This window comes from Diaphorobacter sp. JS3050 (assembly GCF_013154915.1).
Classification (GTDB): domain Bacteria; phylum Pseudomonadota; class Gammaproteobacteria; order Burkholderiales; family Burkholderiaceae_C; genus Diaphorobacter; species Diaphorobacter nitroreducens.
Genome location: NZ_CP053553.1, coordinates 2,014,887 through 2,029,802, shown reverse-complemented (window position 1 = coordinate 2,029,802; position 14,916 = coordinate 2,014,887). Strand labels below are relative to the sequence as shown.

14 protein-coding genes and 2 pseudogenes are annotated in these 14,916 nt (G+C 64.4%); all 16 read right to left on the bottom strand.

Going from position 1 to position 14,916, the window contains the following annotated elements; all coding sequences use genetic code 11:
- Positions 1-158: 158 nt before the first annotated feature.
- Positions 159-551, bottom strand: a complete 393-nt coding sequence (locus tag HND92_RS09830) for a hypothetical protein (RefSeq protein ID WP_172206865.1) — start codon at positions 549-551, stop codon at positions 159-161.
- Between the two features lie 23 nt (positions 552-574).
- Positions 575-787 carry a hypothetical protein gene (locus tag HND92_RS09825; protein WP_172206864.1) on the bottom strand — a complete coding sequence of 71 codons (213 nt, stop codon included), beginning with the start codon at positions 785-787 and terminating at the stop codon, positions 575-577.
- 331 nt (positions 788-1,118) lie between these two features.
- A pseudogene (locus HND92_RS09820) lies at positions 1,119-1,484 on the bottom strand (hypothetical protein); the annotation flags it as partial.
- 567 nt (positions 1,485-2,051) lie between these two features.
- The gene (locus HND92_RS09815) at positions 2,052-4,085 is read right to left on the bottom strand and encodes a DNA topoisomerase III (protein WP_172209239.1); all 2,034 of its coding nucleotides are present in this window, start codon (positions 4,083-4,085) and stop codon (positions 2,052-2,054) included.
- A 281-nt stretch (positions 4,086-4,366) separates the two neighbouring features.
- Complete coding sequence (locus tag HND92_RS09810) at positions 4,367-4,807, bottom strand: single-stranded DNA-binding protein (RefSeq protein WP_172206863.1); 441 nt, start codon at positions 4,805-4,807, stop codon at positions 4,367-4,369.
- A gap of 73 nt (positions 4,808-4,880) precedes the next feature.
- Positions 4,881-5,408: a DUF3158 family protein gene (locus HND92_RS09805; protein ID WP_172206862.1), complete on the bottom strand. Its 528-nt coding sequence runs from the start codon at positions 5,406-5,408 to the stop codon at positions 4,881-4,883.
- Positions 5,405-6,181 (bottom strand): PFL_4669 family integrating conjugative element protein, encoded by a 777-nt coding sequence (locus HND92_RS09800; RefSeq protein WP_172206861.1) that lies wholly within the window; start codon positions 6,179-6,181, stop codon positions 5,405-5,407. Before HND92_RS09800 ends, HND92_RS09805 begins: the two co-directional genes overlap by 4 nt.
- Positions 6,182-6,626: 445 nt before the next feature.
- Positions 6,627-7,835: an STY4528 family pathogenicity island replication protein gene (locus tag HND92_RS09795; RefSeq protein ID WP_172206860.1), complete on the bottom strand. Its 1,209-nt coding sequence runs from the start codon at positions 7,833-7,835 to the stop codon at positions 6,627-6,629.
- Positions 7,836-7,838: 3 nt separating this feature from the next.
- Positions 7,839-8,399: a DUF2857 domain-containing protein gene (locus HND92_RS09790; RefSeq protein WP_172206859.1), complete on the bottom strand. Its 561-nt coding sequence runs from the start codon at positions 8,397-8,399 to the stop codon at positions 7,839-7,841.
- 15 nt (positions 8,400-8,414) lie between these two features.
- A pseudogene (locus HND92_RS09785) lies at positions 8,415-10,084 on the bottom strand (ParB family protein).
- Positions 10,077-10,337, bottom strand: coding sequence for a hypothetical protein (locus HND92_RS09780; protein ID WP_172206858.1), 261 nt, complete (start codon positions 10,335-10,337; stop codon positions 10,077-10,079). The pseudogene HND92_RS09785 and the gene HND92_RS09780 overlap by 8 nt, the downstream one beginning before the upstream one ends.
- On the bottom strand, positions 10,321-11,196 hold the full coding sequence (locus tag HND92_RS09775; RefSeq protein ID WP_172206857.1) for a ParA family protein: 876 nt from the start codon (positions 11,194-11,196) through the stop codon (positions 10,321-10,323). The genes HND92_RS09780 and HND92_RS09775 overlap by 17 nt, the downstream gene beginning before the upstream one ends.
- 41 nt (positions 11,197-11,237) lie before the next feature.
- Positions 11,238-11,450 carry an AlpA family transcriptional regulator gene (locus HND92_RS09770; protein ID WP_172206856.1) on the bottom strand — a complete coding sequence of 71 codons (213 nt, stop codon included), beginning with the start codon at positions 11,448-11,450 and terminating at the stop codon, positions 11,238-11,240.
- A gap of 118 nt (positions 11,451-11,568) precedes the next feature.
- A complete protein-coding gene (locus HND92_RS09765) occupies positions 11,569-12,315 on the bottom strand; it encodes a hypothetical protein (protein WP_172206855.1) in 747 nt (248 codons plus the stop codon).
- Between the two features lie 225 nt (positions 12,316-12,540).
- A complete protein-coding gene (locus HND92_RS09760; RefSeq protein ID WP_172206854.1) occupies positions 12,541-12,735 on the bottom strand; it encodes a hypothetical protein in 195 nt (64 codons plus the stop codon).
- 160 nt (positions 12,736-12,895) lie between these two features.
- Positions 12,896-14,824 (bottom strand): integrase arm-type DNA-binding domain-containing protein, encoded by a 1,929-nt coding sequence (locus tag HND92_RS09755; RefSeq protein ID WP_172206853.1) that lies wholly within the window; start codon positions 14,822-14,824, stop codon positions 12,896-12,898.
- Positions 14,825-14,916 lie beyond the last annotated feature (92 nt).

Below are 14,916 nucleotides of genomic sequence, written 5' to 3'. Positions count from 1 at the left end.
AAGGAATAAACGTCAAGCGGCGTGGCATCCATATGGAAAAGACCGAGGCCGGATGGCGCTGGGCAAGGGAAAAAACGAGAGGGACACGGCCTCGACAGAGGCGCATGTCCCTCATGGGGTGGAATGAACGCGAACGCAGCGATGTGCCGGGAACCGGCTCACCAGCCGCAGTAGTTCACCAGAAGGTCGGCGATGACCCTGCGGCGTTGCAGATCGAGCCCGTCGAAGTCCGACAGCCCGTGGAAGTGGCAGCGCTTGAGCATGGCTCCGCCCTCGCGCGCGTTGTAGAAGCTGAACATCGCGGACAGGAACATGCGTTCGCCGCTGCTCAGGACGCCGAGGGCGTCATTGGCATGGAGCAGATTGGGACGCAAATCCCACTTGCTCTTGGCCTGGTTCAGTCCTTCGCGGGTGCCGTCGCCAAACCATTGCGGGCCGGCGATCTCGATACCACGCTTCCAGGCCTCGAAGAAGGCTTGGGGCGCGGCGCTGAAATGCCGTTCTTCCTGAACGATTTGATCGACTACTTCCTGTGGCAGTTGCTGGTTCATGACGTGAATTCCTCACAGTTGGATCAGGGAATGGCGAGCTGGGACCAGCCGCCTCTTTCGAGGGCACGTTGAGCCGCGGCATAGCTGCGGAAGTACTCGCGGGATTCCCGCGAAACAGGACCTTCGGTATCGCGCGTGCCGATGTAATGGCCGGCGGCGCTTTGCAAGACTTCGAGCGACAGGAACTTGCCGCAGTAGGTCAGGGCCAATTGGCCAAAAGAGGCTTGCTGGGACATGGACGGGCTCCTTGGAAAAGCGGGGCCTTGTCCCTCACGGGATGGCAGCTCCCGCACGCGGTTGATAAAAAGCATCAGCGTCACGGGGACGCTCGTCCGCAGAATTGATGCGATGCGGACTGGTGGGTAACGCGGGAGAGACCCGCGGCAGCCTGGAACCCTGGCTGCTGGCATGTGCTGACGAATCAGCGAACATGCGGGCAGCTTCCTGCGAGGGCCGTGCTGCGTCAGTTGGAAAACGGCATCCGGCCCAGCCCCGATTGATGGGCGCAGAGAAAAGAAAAGCCCCGCATCGAGTGCGGGGCTGTCAGGAGGGTGCGGTGGCGCTGGGTCAGTCGGGCTTGTCGCCCAGGGCATGCTGCTTCCACAGGGCGAATGCCTCGTCCGGTGCCAGTTCGGCAAGGATGACGATGGGCTGGGCCTGCCGGGCGCGCAGCGAAGCGAAGTACGCCTTGCGGTCGGCGATGGCCTTGAGCTTGATGCCCTTGAGAAACTTCAGCTTGCCGTCCTTCAGGAACAGCACCTTGTCACCGATGTCACGCTTGAACGCGGCTCGCACCTTGCGATCCGCGTGCAGGGCATCGGCCAGTTCGTCGACCAGGAAGTCGAGCGTGATGTCGATGAGATGAGGGGCTTCACTCTCCTGGCCGAGATCGATCGGCGCAGGCGGCAGGCCCTTGGCGAAGGCTTCGGCCTGCCGTGTGTTGGGGGACAAGGATGGGGGTTCATGTCGGGTCTCCTGTTCGTGTGGCCCAAGGCCAATGGCCGGGCCGGGACGTTGATAGGCAGGAGAAAGGCGTCGAAGGCCCAACGGCCTTCGACTCGGGAGGAAAGAGGAACCACCCGTGGGCTGATTGGCAGGCCCGGTCGTCGCTAAAACCGTCTGCTTATCAAGCAATCACACCCGGCCCATGTCGTGGCTGGGGCCGGCATCGTCTGGCGCACATCCGCGCACAAAGGGAGCCCGTTTTTGCGCCGGCGGGCACCGGCACCGAATACCGTTGACCACGAAGGGTCTCCCGGTGGCTCGCGCAGCCTGGCAAGCCATCGGGGGACCCTTCGCAGGGGCGGAAGAAATGCAGATCAGCAGAACGCGCGGGAGGCGGTTCGCGGAGAAGCTACCTTCAGGTCCCGCGGCCGGGGACGGCTGGGCGGGACGCGCACACGGATCAAGAAGGCGTTGCACGCTGGGCGTCCCGCAGGGCGTGCGGGACACGGACCACGCCGCCGACGGCGGGCACGGCTCACGGGGAAACGGGGTCGGTCAGGAGCCTTTGCGGCCGCTACTGCTACGGCGTGCGGTGCGCGAGGCCCCACGCTTGGACGTGCCGGATTCGACCGGCAGCGTGCCTTTGCAGTCTGGATACCTGCTGCACGACCAGAATGGGCCGCTCTTTCCGGTGCGCTGGCGCGTGGGTGCGCCGCACTGCGGACAAGCCGGTCCTTGGGGAACCTTGATGGACAGAGACGTGCTGCCGTACTGCGCGATCAACTGCGAAATCCACGCGGCTTGCTTGCCGATGAACACGTCCAGGGTGAGTTGTCCCGCCTCGATCATGTCGAGCGCCTGCTCCCACACTGCCGTCGTGCCGGGGTCTGCAATCGCCGCGGGCACGGCGTCGATCAGCGTGAACGCCGCATCCGATGCGCGAATGGAGCGTCCCTTCTTTACGATGTAGCCACGGGCGATCAGCCCGCTGATGATGTTGGCCCGCGTTGCCTCGGTGCCGATGCCCGTTGTGTCTTTCAGCTTCTGCTTCAGGCGCGGGTCGGTCACGAAGCGCGCAACGCCCTTCATCGACTTGACCAGTTCGCCCTGGGTATAGGGCTTGGGTGGCATCGTCTTGAGCGCCTTGAGTTCGGCCTCGGCCACCTGGCATGCCAGGCCCTCGCGCAGCGCGGGCAGCACCTGGCTGCGCGCCGCGAAGTCGCCGTCCTCGTCGGCACCACCTTCGCGTTCTGGCTCGGCCAGCACCAGACGCCAGCCCTTGACGACTACCTGCTTTCCGGTGGCCACCAGCTTCTGCTGGCCGCAGGCGAGATCCGCCACGGTGCGGTCGAACTCGTGGTGAGGGAGGAACTGCGCCAGGTAGTGCGCCCGGATCAGCCGGTACACCGCCAGTTCCTTCTCACTCATGGCAGAGAGGTTCGCCGGTTCGAGCGTCGGGATGATGCCGTGGTGCGCCGTCACTTTTCCGTCGTTCCAGGCGCGCGAGCGCTGGGAGCGGTCAAGCTGGCCCATGATCGTGCGCAGCGAAGGGTCGGTCTTGAGCAGGCTGTCCAGGACCATGGGCACCTCGGCGAACATGCTTTCGGGCAGATAGCCGGAATCCGAGCGCGGGTACGTCGTGGCCTTGTGCGTCTCGTACAGGGCCTGAGCGATTTCCAGTGTTTCCTGCACATCCAGCCCGAGTTGCTTGGAACACACCTCCTGCAAGGTGCCCAGGTCGAACAGCAGCGGTGGGCCTTCCCGCACACGCTCGATCTCAACCGACACCACCTGGGCGCTGCCCGCCGCGCGGATCTGCTGCACGGCTTGCTGTGCTACCGGCTGCTGCAAGCAGCGGCCGGCGTCGTCGGTGCGGGTGTCGGGCGCAACCCATTGCGCGGTGAAGGCCTGGCCACCTGAAGACAGGGACACGTCGATGGCCCAGTACGGCACGGACACGAAAGCCGCGATCTCGCGGTCGCGGTCCACGACCAGTTTGAGCGTCGGCGTCTGGACGCGCCCAACGGACAGCACGCCGTCATAGCCCGCCTTCCGCCCCAGCAACGTGAACAACCGGCTGAGGTTCATGCCCACAAGCCAATCGGCGCGCGAACGCGCCAGCGCCGAGTAATACATCGGCAGCGTCTCGGACGAGGGCCGCAGCTTGGCGAGCGCCGCGCGGATGGACGCATCGTTGAGCGCCGACAGCCACAAGCGTTCGATGGGGCCGCGGTAGCCGCACAGGTCGATGATCTCGCGGGCGATCATTTCGCCCTCGCGATCGGCGTCGGTAGCGATGACCAGTTGGGTCGCCTTCGCCAGAAGCGCCTTGACGACCTTGAATTGCGTGGCGGTTTTCGGTTTGACCTCGACCCGCCAATGCTGAGGAATGATGGGCAACTGCTCGATGGACCAACGCTTCAACTGCTCGTCGTAGGCTTCGGGCGCTGCGGCTTCTACGAGATGACCGATGCACCAGGTGACCGTGACGCCGGAACCGTTGAGACAGCCTTCACCGCGCTGCGTGGTGCCGAGAATCCGGCCGATGTCTTTGCCCTGGGAGGGCTTCTCGCACAAGAACAGCCGCATGTCCGTCCATCCCGATTCCCGTTGTTCATGGAGTTGCTGGCATCGAGAATGCCGAGCTCCGGCAAGGACGGCAGCAAACAAGCCGCATGCGGCGGCGACCGCTTTCACGGGATGGAATGGCTTGTGCGGGGATGGCGCGTGGTCGCAGGTGTGCGGACCGGGAGCCGCGATTTGCGGGAGCGCGTGGAAGTCGGTAGACGTCGATGGAGCTATCCCCAGGGGATAGCTTGCGGGTACATGGAGGGCGGCGAAGATTTGTTGCCGCCGCCCGCCATGCCGAGTCACTTCCTGCGCTTCGCCTCTTTCGGCGCGGTTGATTCCTGGGCGGCTTGGGACTTCGGTTCTGCCTCCTGCGGCTTGGGGCTGAGGACCACGGACTCGATGCGGTACGGCAGGATGCCGACGCTGCGCGCGTTGATCTGCCAGGTCTCGCGCGGCTGATCTTCGTTGTCCGTCCAGGGGTCGCGCTCCATGCGGCCGATGACCAGGACACGCATGCCTTTCTGGTAGAGGCGCTGCCAGCGTTCGGCATCGTGGTGCCAGATTTCCACCGGCGCCCAGAAGCCGCCGCGATCCTCGAAGGTGCCATCCTTCTTGGGCACGGGATTGTCGAAATAGACGTTCAGGCGCAGCAGGCGGCTGGGTTCGTCGTTGCCGTTGGGGAATTCGCGGTACTCGGGCGGCGAGCCGATGTTGCCTTCGCCCCAAAAATGCGTGCTCATGGTGTGATCTCCGTGGTGGTTGAAATACCCGTGCCTCGTCGGCTCCGGGCGCGTGCTGGAATGCCCGGCGCAATCACCGATCGCGCATCGCAGCGGGGATGGATGCGATCCGGCGCAGGTAGGCGTCTTCCGCTTCGGCCGCCTTGCTGGCGCATTCCTGTGCCTGCCTGCCCAGGGTGTGCAGCAGGCTGATCTGCATGTTCAGCGTGATCCGCTGCATCTCGATCGCGTGCAGATCAGCGAGCAGGTTGACTGGCGTGCTGGTGCTGGCGATCTGCTCCTGCCACAGCGCCACGCCCATGGCCGACCTGTCGTGCCTGCGCCAGCGCAGAAAGACAGTCCCTGCGCCAGTGGTCTGCTGGGCCAGTTCGACGGGCAGCAGGTGGAAGGGATGCCCACACGCCTGCGCCAGCACCTGTCGCTGCGCCATGTCAATCAACTCGTCGCGCATGGCAAAGCACTGGCTGGCCCAGGCCTCAAGATCCCCCTTACCCTTAAAAGGCTTTAAAAGGCCTTTTAGAGAGGCCGAGTGTTCCAGCTTCATGAAGGCCCCCTGTTGCAGGCCCCGGAAGTAACGGGTCGGTTGGTTCAAATCGCTCATGCCGACTCATCCTCTCCGGCAGCCTCGACTGGCGCGGCGCTGGCGGCCTCGTCGCTGATGGGAGCGGCTGCGGCAGAACCCTCACCGCGCTGCTGCAGGCCACGGCGCACGATGGGCGGCGCAAACTTCGAGCGGCGCGTGCCTTCGTACATGTCCTGCGGCAACTCGCCGAACTTCTCCAGCGCGGCCCGCGCTGCGGCATTCTTGGAGGCGAAGTCATCGCGCGTGCAGCCCGAGTAGCGGTACTGCTGCGCCAGGCTGAACAGGCTGCGCAGCGCATGCGCGCCGTCGTTGAGCCAGCGCTCCAAGGTGCTGCGATCGATGAGCGCAGTGTGGTGGGCAAGGATGAGCTTGCGGGCGATGTCGTCGTAGTCGGCCAGAAGATAGACCGCCGCGAAGCCGAGCTGGGCGTTCACGAACAGGGGGAGCTTGACGGGTTGCACGTTGAGGTTCTCGCCCAGGCTCAACGCTGCGGGCACGCCGGCCAGCGCCTGGTCCACCTGCTCGCGCAGCGCTTGCAGCGTGGCCTTGGTCTGGTCGAGCTTGTCCTCGATGCGCAGCATCCACCAGTCCGAATACGGGTCGTCTTGTTCCGAGCCGCGCTTCATCTTGTTCATGACGGCGATGTAGCCGTTCAGGCCGACGATGCCCGGCCGCCCCTCGGCGGCAGCGCGACCATGCCAGATGCGGGAAGCGTGGTGGGTGTGCAGCGTCAGCGACATCGCGCTGCGCAGGGAGCCCAGATTCAGTTGCAAAGGTTCGTTGGTTGCCATGGTGACCGCTCGCTGTTGGACAAGGAGTGGCCAGCTTGGGGCAGGAACCGGAAGGCAGTCAGTCAACAAACCGAAACCAGCCAGCCCCCGGTTCAGGGCGTGGTGGCCGCCTGCGGCGCGAGCTATCCCCAGGGGATAGCTCCGCCAAACGCCACGGAGCGCTGCTCACGCGGATGGCGACGGGCATGCGCTGGGGAAGGCGTCGTGCTGAACCAGCATGCGGGCGTTACACCTTGCATCACAGCTATCCCCTGGGGATAGCTTCAAGGAGCGCCAAGGAAAGCTGTTCGCCGAGGCCGGCTCGGACAGCCCCGGTCAACGGCAATCACTCGATGCGTGGTCTGCGCGCACGTCCGAGATCCATCATTGCCAACCAGCTATCCCCAGGGGATAGCTCCACTGAAATCCATGGACGCCCGCTTCAGGGTCTGATCGCCCCAAGCGGTCAGCCTTTGCGCAGAAGGTCGCGCAGCCGTTCGATGTGCTGCCGGGCCACCTCGGATGGAACCACATTGCGCGGTGGCTGAGGCGGCGTTTCTCGCGCGGCGGCAGGTGGCGGTGCTGGTCCAGCCTGCCTGGTCCACGCATTGAACTCGCCCCGGATGGCCCGCTGGATGATGCCGAACAGGTAGCCAGCCGGATTGCGGATGGTGCTGCCGCGACAACGCTCCACCCATTCGTCCAGCACCGCCTGGCGCAGTGAGGCATCGACCTGCTGCAAGGCCACCATGGCGCCTGCCTGCTGCTCTTCTTTCAAACCGAAGAAGCGATCGGGCAGGCGGACACCCTGCATCGCGCGCGCCTGCCCACGCTCCCGCGCAGTAGTACGTACTTCATTAATACGACTACTACGTACAGTACGGTCCTGCTTCGGATTCCGAAGAGAACCGTCTGGCGCGGGTTTCAGGCCTGCTTCGGATTCCGAAGAGGGGCGTTCGCCATTCCGAAGAAGGCCTGCAAGCCCTTCTTCGGAATCGTGCATCGCGCCCTCCTGTGGATAACTCTCGGTGGCGGTGATGCCCTGGCGGGCCAGGCGCTCGGCCAGGACCTGCAGCCGCGACGGCAGCGTGCGACCGGACAGCAGCGGGTCGCCGGCGATCTCCTTCAGGGTGTTGAGCCCCACCATCTGGACGGCCTTGGCCGAATGGCCCAGGGACTGGCTGACCAGGGCCAGGTAGTCCGCGTCGAGCTGCATCGCCTCGAATGGCGTCAAGGGCTCGTCGTGCAGGACGTAGAGGTTGCCGAGGATCCGGCCGGTCTTGGGGTCGCGCCGTCGTCGCACCAAGCTCAGCCACCGCGTCAGGCGCAGCAGCGTCAGCGCTCGCGCGACGGTCTCGTGGGAGGCTTGGCCCGCGCAGGGCATGGACGCCAGCCAGGGGCGCAACTGCTCATAGGTGGGGAACGCCGTCACGCCGTCGTCGTTGAGCAAAAGCCGGAACACCTGCCAGGCATTGCGCTCCAGCGGTGTCAGCCGGCGATCCAGGAACAGGCGCCGCGGCACGCTCTCGTGCCGGTTACCACTGAACAGAAAGCCGTCGCCGGGCGCGGGTGCGCCGGGACTGGGCGCGAGTTCCTTCAGGGCGTCCTCTAACAGATCGGCAAGGGCGACGGGGCCTTGGCGCGCTGCTCGTGGTGCAGTGTCGTCCACGGCCATCGCTTATCCCAATCCCTGATCGACCCAATTCTTGATCGCGGCCCAGACCACCGATAGCGGCAGCGACATGCCTTCGGCCAGGTCCATTGCCGCATCGAGAATCGAGGTCTCGTCCTCCAGATCGACGTTCCTGCTGCTGGTCACAGCCTTCCATTGCCGCCACAGCTCCGTGTCCTGGGTCTCGTCCAAGACAGGGTGGCGCCCCTTGCGCTTGGGCAGGCCGAGGATTTCCCGCCGCAGGGCGACTTCCTGATGGGTCAACCCATAGAAGCGGCTCACCATTTCCGTGCTCGCGCCCAGCCTGAGCATGCGATCGACCGTGGCGATCTCCTTTTCCACGTCCTGCGCCTGATTGAGCAAGCGCCGCAGCACTTCACGGTTGACCGTGACCGAGCACCACGAGACATTGGCGTTGGCCAGCACGCTGATCAGCGCAGGGTGCTTGAGCGCATCCAGCTCGGCCTCACCGAAGCCCATGGCCTTGCAGCGGCGCAGTTGACCATTGCGCAGGTCATACAGCGCCTGGGCGATCACGGCCTGGTTGAGGGGATGCGATGCGGACATGCAGGCCTCCCTCGCTCACGTCCCGGGCGCCGCAGCGCCGGCTTCCAGGTCCAGCAGGCGCCGGGCCAGGCGCAGCAGGCGAAAGAGCTTGACCAATGCGGTGTCGCTCAAGCGCCTGGCCCCGTCACCGTGGCCTGGGCCCTGGCCGTGCAAGAGCGCCGGCAGGTCGGTGGCGAGCTGTGCGCCGTCCATGCCGGCCTCGACGGCAGGCTGACCAGCCAGGGAAACAAGTAGCGTCAGCACCGCGCGCCCCGGTGACGAAGGGGCCTGGGCGCGGGCGCGGCAAGCGAACCCGATGCCACCGGTGCGATCTTCAATGCACTCGTCCAGGCCCGCCTCGCCGGCGATCTCGCGCGCGAACTGCGCGATGTGGATGCGCAGCCGGTCGGGAGTGTCCAGGCCAGCGTCGATGTACCAGACGTCGGAGATCGGATAGAGGCCCCCGGCCTGCACTGGGATGGACTGCAGTACGTTGGCCGAGAAATCGGGCGGCAGTGCATCGCCCAGCTGCTCGGCCACCATCCGCTGGATCGACTGGAGCCGTTCTGTCGTCGGTGCGGGCGAGACGATGTGCTCTCGAAGCAGATCGTCGGCCCCGGCCGCAGGGCTTCCGGTGGCCGTCTCGCCAGCCGTTGCGTTGTCCTGACGCGAGGCGCGCGCGGCCGCTGGCGGACTGGCCGGTGGTGCAGGCGGTGCGATAGACGATGCCGTGCCCGGGGGTGGCGGCCTACTGTCCGTTGGCTGAGGCAATGCGGGCGGTGTCGCGGGCGGGGCCGGGTCGCTGACCAGCGCCCGGTGGCGGCTCTCCGATTCGGTCAGGTCCAGTGCCAGCACGTCGTAGTCGATGCCCAGTAGTTCGGACATCTGGCCGATCAGCTCGTCCTGCACGCGCTGCGGGGCAAACTCGTCGCCCTGCGTGTCGAACTGCGACAGCACTTCTTGAAAGAAGCTGTCGAAGTCCAGCGGTAGTGGGTCGCCCTTGTGGCCCTTGGCGTAGTGCTCCCAGGTGCGCTCGCAGGCCTTGCGCATGACCGACAGCCGTTCGACCTGGTGGCGGCCCAGGCCGCCATAGAGCACGGTCGGGATCGCGGGCAGCAGGTAGCGCACCGCATCGGCCATGCGGCTGATGTGCGACTGCTGAACGGGGTAGCCATCGGCTGCCAGGCGGCGGGCCAGTTCGGATTGGCTCAGTGCGGCGCCGCTCTCCTGTTCATAGAACCCGCGCGCTTTCTCGATGCCCAGGGCACGCTCGATGAACGTCAGACCGCCGCGCAGTTCGTTCTCCGCGAGGTGTCCTGTCAGCGCGATGATCTCTCCGCAGACCAAGGCCGGAACAGGCACGATATGCGGAAGAACCGTTCGTCCTTGGTCTCCGACCAGAGTTCGCGCAGGATCGCCAGTCGCGTGTTGCCACCGTTGCGGATGATGTAGTGCTCGTCACCCGGGCGCCGCGTGATGGCCGGTGCCGCATCCAGGCCGCGCTCGCGGACGGAGGCCTTGATCTCCTCGTAGGCGGGATTGCGCTTCATGCGCGGGTCATGGTCGTAGGGACGCAGTTGATCCAGCGTCACCAACATCGGCGTGTCAGCGATCGGGTCGCTCAAAGCCGTGGCCGACGGGCCAACGCGCTCGAACCCAGCCGCGAGCAGCTTGCCCGCCATGTCCTGAGAGGTCATGTCAGCCATGGCAGCATCCCCGAGGGCCGCCGGCCTGCGCGATGCGAGCCTCCCGTTCGGCACGGCGGATCTGCGCACGGGCGTTCAACTCGGCCCGGTGATCGCTCGCCGTCGAACTGGTGTAGATCGCAGCGCAGCCGGTCTTGGTGAATTTGAGATGCCCGCCCAGCGTGCGCTTGACGTGCCAGCCTTCGCTTACCGCGAACTCGATCAGGGCGCGCAGTCGCTTGTGGCCGCGGGCCAGGTCATGTGCGTTCGCCATGGGGCCTCCCGGTTTCCAGAGGACGCTGCGGGCGGCCGGACACATGCGCCAGTCGGTCCTGCCACTGGGGGAACAACTCGTTGGCGAGCGCGCGCATCGTGTCGAGCGCGGCGGGCGCAACTCTGCCCGGGGGCTGGCGATGCTCGACCCGATGCACCGGCAGGCCACGGGTCGCGGCGCGTGGATAGGCTTCGATGGCCGGCACGTCGGTGCCCAGCACTCGGATGCCGGCATGGCCCTGGAACAGATCGCGCAGTGCCTGCTGGATCATCCGTGCGTTGGCGGACACGGGGTGGACGCGGTTGATGAGCAGGTGCAGCGGTGGCGGTTCGATGCCCAGGTGCCGGTATGGTGTGATGTCCTCCAGCAACTGCATGGTGCCGCGCCGCAACTCGCGCGCCGCGAGGATTTCCGGTGTCACGGGCGACAGCGCGAGGTCGGAGGCGAGTACCGCCATCTCCAGCAGCACCGAGCGCGCGCCCTGGGTATCGATCAGCACCAGGTCGTAGAGCGGCGCCAATACCGGCAACAGGTGGCGCAACCGCAGGCGTCCATCGGGCGCGTGCAGCAGCAAGGTGTTCAATTCGCCCCGGTGGTCGTTGGAGAGCACCAGGTCCAGGCCCGCGATGATCGTGCGAGACACGAGCCGGCCAAGGTCGCGCTCGTTGAAGGCCAGCAACTCGTAGATGCCGCCCGGCGCACGATGAGCTAGCTCGTAGTAGGAGGACAGCGTGGGCTGCACGTCGAGATCAAGCAGCAGCACGCGCAGGCCAGCGTCGGCGGCGATTCCGCCGAGGTTGGCGGCCGTGGTCGTCTTGCCAACGCCGCCCTTGGTCGAGATGATGGATACAACCTGCATGGCGCTCTCCGGTAGAGGATGGGAAGTCCGTGGAGAGCAGCTCAAGTCCGGTTGTTGAGGCGTTCGGCGATCCACTGGTCGATCTCGAACGAATCCCAGCCAACCGCACGCACGCCCAGGCGCAGCGCCTTGGGGAACTGGCCTTTCCTCATCAAGTTGTAGATGTGGGCGCGCTTGAAACCAGATTTGGTTTCGACTTCATCGAGCCGCAGGATGCGGCGCTCACTTGCGGGCAGTGCAGGTGTCTGCGACATGTCGGTCACTCCTGAACGCTCAGCGGCGTTTGTTGGCGTGACCCCTATTCAATAGACTTGGCTGCGGAAAGACATTGCAAATGCAATCTCCGCGACTGCACATACAAGCTCGCAAACCTTATGCGGTTCCGCTACGGACATTCTTCCTGGCGTTGGCGAACTTGCCGTTCAAGGTTCGCTCCGTGATACCCATGGTGCCGCCGTAGTTGGCGACCAATGCCGAGACAAGGGCCTCCTGCGTTTTGAAGCTGGAGTAAGGAATGCCCGAAGGGGACTGGCCCAGCATCAGCGTCAGCATCCCGCCAATGATGTTCAGGTAGGTGGCCTCTGCCCGGTCGCTGATCGGGCACTGGGCGCAGGCGAGAATCACCGTTGCCTGTTTGCGCAGCGCGTCGTGCTTTTCCTGCAGTTCGCGGAGTTGGCGCCTGGACTGCTCCAGAGCGGATTTCAGTGCCAGCCGTTCGACCAGCATGGCTTGGCCGGTTTCCAGCGTGATGACCGGGTGTGCGATGCGCTCGCTGCGACAGAAAAGGAAGCTGGGCCGATGCTCGGGATAGTGCGAGAGCATCCAGCACTTCAGATCGGTGTGGCGAACGGTGAGGTCCGGGGCCTCCAACAGCGCGAGGTCGTTCAGCGTGATGCCGTTCCGACCGAAGGGTAGCTCTCGGTTGAGGATGCCGTCATAGATGCGTTCCGTGTACAGACGCAGTTCGTTCCAACGAGGGCACTCCATCGTTTGCGGTAGATCCCTCGGCGACGATATCGAGGCCAAGATCAGATGTTTGTACTGCAGCAGACCAGCCCAACGGATGGAGGCTTCGATCGGGCGGTAGAACACCTTCGATGTTGGTGCATTCTTGTGCATGCTCCCATCTCCTTCCAGGAGAACCACATGGCGCGCTCCTTTACGACCAACTCCCAAACAGCCTGTTGTCCTTACCCGAAGACGAGCTTCAGGCGCAGCGGTTGTAGAGGGACGGGACACGCTCTCACCAGCCACCCCCACTGGTGGTCGTCACGTGCTCGATGTGCAAAAATTCACCCGTCGCCAAGATGTCGAGCAACGGATTTGCAGGCTCGATAGTGACGCTCACAGTACCAGCGTCATGGGTTGCGGCGTTCTCGGCAAAACCGATTCGGTATGGTCTGATACGCCCACGGTTTCAAAAGCTGCGAGCAGCGACACCAGTTGCTCGGTGCCTAGGATTAGCAGAGGAAATCCGGCGGCGTCATATCTGTACGGGATGCTGATATAGCGATACAGCATCACGCACGAGTAGCCCATGGTGACTGCTAACCACAGATTCGGCGCTCAACAAAGTCTGGCTACATCAGGCAATTGCAGGCGGGCCGCCTAGAAAGCGGAGAGCTGGAAATGCGAAGCGACTGGCCTACTGGCTCCCTGCATTGGCCTTGACTGGACGGCGCTGCCGCCCAGTCCAAGTTCAATGGGCGGCCAGGTCCTCGGGCGCATCGACCAACATCGCGGTTTTTACCAGCCGCTGCACCGTCTGCCTGGCCTGCATCGGCAGTTCCTCCGATTGCGCTGCAAGTTCATCTGCTTCCATGGCTTGTGTGGCCACCAGCCGAGCGGCAAGATGCAGGTTCGTCGGGCCGGCCGCCTCGATGGCTGGGCGCTTGCCCAGGGCATCGTATGGCCGTAGGAGCGCATGGTAGATGTACCAGGTGTCGATGCCGCGCGGCACCTGCTTCAGGATGGCCTGAATCAGCTTGCGCCTGATGGGGTCGAGCTGCCAGTCCGGAACGCGCTGCCCACGGTGGCCCATTTGGATCGACAGGAGATTGCCGGCCTGAATCTCGTAGGTGATCCAGCGGCGGGACTTGCCAACCAGCTTGGCGTAATCGGCCACCGACAGGTTGTGAGGCGCCTCGAACATCTCCAGCAATTGCAACCGCTCGCGCTGCACCTCAGACAGCCTGGGCCGCGCGTACTCAGGCAGATGCACCGCAGAAAGCCGGTGCACGGAAGCCGGAACCGCTTGCGCATCCGGTGTGGGAGCAACGATCAACTGGGGGGTGTTGGGGTTCAGGACAGGGGGATGCGCGGCCGCCTGCCCGGCAATCGTGGGCAGGCCCTGCAGCGTGATGGTCAGGTGCGTGCTGGCAACTTCGACCTGATTCTGCTCGAACAAATCCAGACGATCCGCCCAGTCCTGCATCATGACGCGGCGCTGCTCGACGTACTCGGCGTGGTTGTATGTCGCGCTGGTTTTGTCCGGGTCGGCATGCGAGAGTTGGGCATCCACCCACTTGGGCGGATACCCCAATTCATTGAGCGCAGTCGAGATGGTGGCGCGAATACCGTGCCCAGTGAGCTGGTCTTCATATCCCATACGCTTGAGCGCGCCATTGAGCGTGTTTTCGCTGAGAGGGCTTTTGAGGCACCAATCACCGGGGATAAGATAGACCTGCGCTGGCTTGAAATTTCTCAGCAGATGCCGAGCGATTTCCTGCGCCTGCAACGACAGCGGCACGATGTACGGCGGGATATCGCTGAAACGCTGGCGCTTCTTCTTGGTGAGCTGCTTGCGTTGCTTGAGCCTGACTACCGGGACGATCCACAGGCCGCGGTCGAGATCGAACTGGTCAGGGGTGGCGTAGCGCAGTTCACCGGTCCGCACGCCCGTAAGCAGCAGCAGCCGCAGGCCCAGTTGCGTGTTGAGGCGACCGCGGTACTTGCGCAGCGTCTGCAACATTGTCGGCAGCTCGGGCATGCGCAGGAAGGGATTGTTCTCCACCGGCGGCAGCGGCATCGCCACCACATCCAGATCCTTCGATGGGTTCTCGCCCATGTTGGGCACCACCACCGTGGCGTAGGTGAAAAGCTGGGTGAACCAGGTGCGCAGCTTCTCGGCGACCGACAGCGAACCGCGCTTTTCCACTCTGCCGATGATGTCCAGTAAATGGGCGCGAGTGACGTCGTAGATGGTCAGGTGGCGCAGCATGGGAAACACGTCCTTCGCAAAGACGCGCCCGATCTGCTTCGGGGTGCTCTGCCGGCCTTCATCCTCCAGGGAGAGGCTACGGTGGGCCAGCCATTTGTCATATACAGCTTTGAAGGTGTGCTCGCCCGCCAGGACGATCACATGGCGCTTGCGTTTGCGTTCAGAGTGCGGATTGATGTCTTTTGCCAACAGCGCCCGGGCCTCGTCACGCAAGTCACGGGCCTGTTTCAGGGATATTGCGGGGTAGCCGCCAAAGGTGATGCGCTCGCGCTTACCTAGCCAGGAATAGCGGTAGTGCCACACCTTGCTGCCGATGGCGGAAACGTAAAGGTAGAGGCCGTCGAAATCGGCAAGCGAATACGGCTTACCGGTGGCCTTGGCTTGCCGAGCCATGAGATCAGAAAGCATGTGTCCAACTCCAGAAAGCGAGTTGGATGCCATGGTTCCCGTCTAACCCCGGCTCCTCCAGCAACAATGCGGATTGGGAACCCCGCACATTG

Coding starts and splice junctions, on each gene's coding strand:
- HND92_RS09795 (WP_172206860.1), bottom strand. CDS start 7,835: ATGGCCGTGGACGACACTGCACCACGAGCAGCGCGCCAAGGCCCCGTC.
- HND92_RS09800 (WP_172206861.1), bottom strand. CDS start 6,181: ATGGCAACCAACGAACCTTTGCAACTGAATCTGGGCTCCCTGCGCAGC.
- HND92_RS09825 (WP_172206864.1), bottom strand. CDS start 787: ATGTCCCAGCAAGCCTCTTTTGGCCAATTGGCCCTGACCTACTGCGGC.
- HND92_RS09780 (WP_172206858.1), bottom strand. CDS start 10,337: ATGGCGAACGCACATGACCTGGCCCGCGGCCACAAGCGACTGCGCGCC.
- HND92_RS09830 (WP_172206865.1), bottom strand. CDS start 551: ATGAACCAGCAACTGCCACAGGAAGTAGTCGATCAAATCGTTCAGGAA.
- HND92_RS09775 (WP_172206857.1), bottom strand. CDS start 11,196: ATGCAGGTTGTATCCATCATCTCGACCAAGGGCGGCGTTGGCAAGACG.
- HND92_RS09770 (WP_172206856.1), bottom strand. CDS start 11,450: ATGTCGCAGACACCTGCACTGCCCGCAAGTGAGCGCCGCATCCTGCGG.
- HND92_RS09815 (WP_172209239.1), bottom strand. CDS start 4,085: ATGCGGCTGTTCTTGTGCGAGAAGCCCTCCCAGGGCAAAGACATCGGC.
- HND92_RS09760 (WP_172206854.1), bottom strand. CDS start 12,735: ATGGGCTACTCGTGCGTGATGCTGTATCGCTATATCAGCATCCCGTAC.
- HND92_RS09810 (WP_172206863.1), bottom strand. CDS start 4,807: ATGAGCACGCATTTTTGGGGCGAAGGCAACATCGGCTCGCCGCCCGAG.
- HND92_RS09805 (WP_172206862.1), bottom strand. CDS start 5,408: ATGAGCGATTTGAACCAACCGACCCGTTACTTCCGGGGCCTGCAACAG.
- HND92_RS09765 (WP_172206855.1), bottom strand. CDS start 12,315: ATGCACAAGAATGCACCAACATCGAAGGTGTTCTACCGCCCGATCGAA.
- HND92_RS09790 (WP_172206859.1), bottom strand. CDS start 8,399: ATGTCCGCATCGCATCCCCTCAACCAGGCCGTGATCGCCCAGGCGCTG.
- HND92_RS09755 (WP_172206853.1), bottom strand. CDS start 14,824: ATGCTTTCTGATCTCATGGCTCGGCAAGCCAAGGCCACCGGTAAGCCG.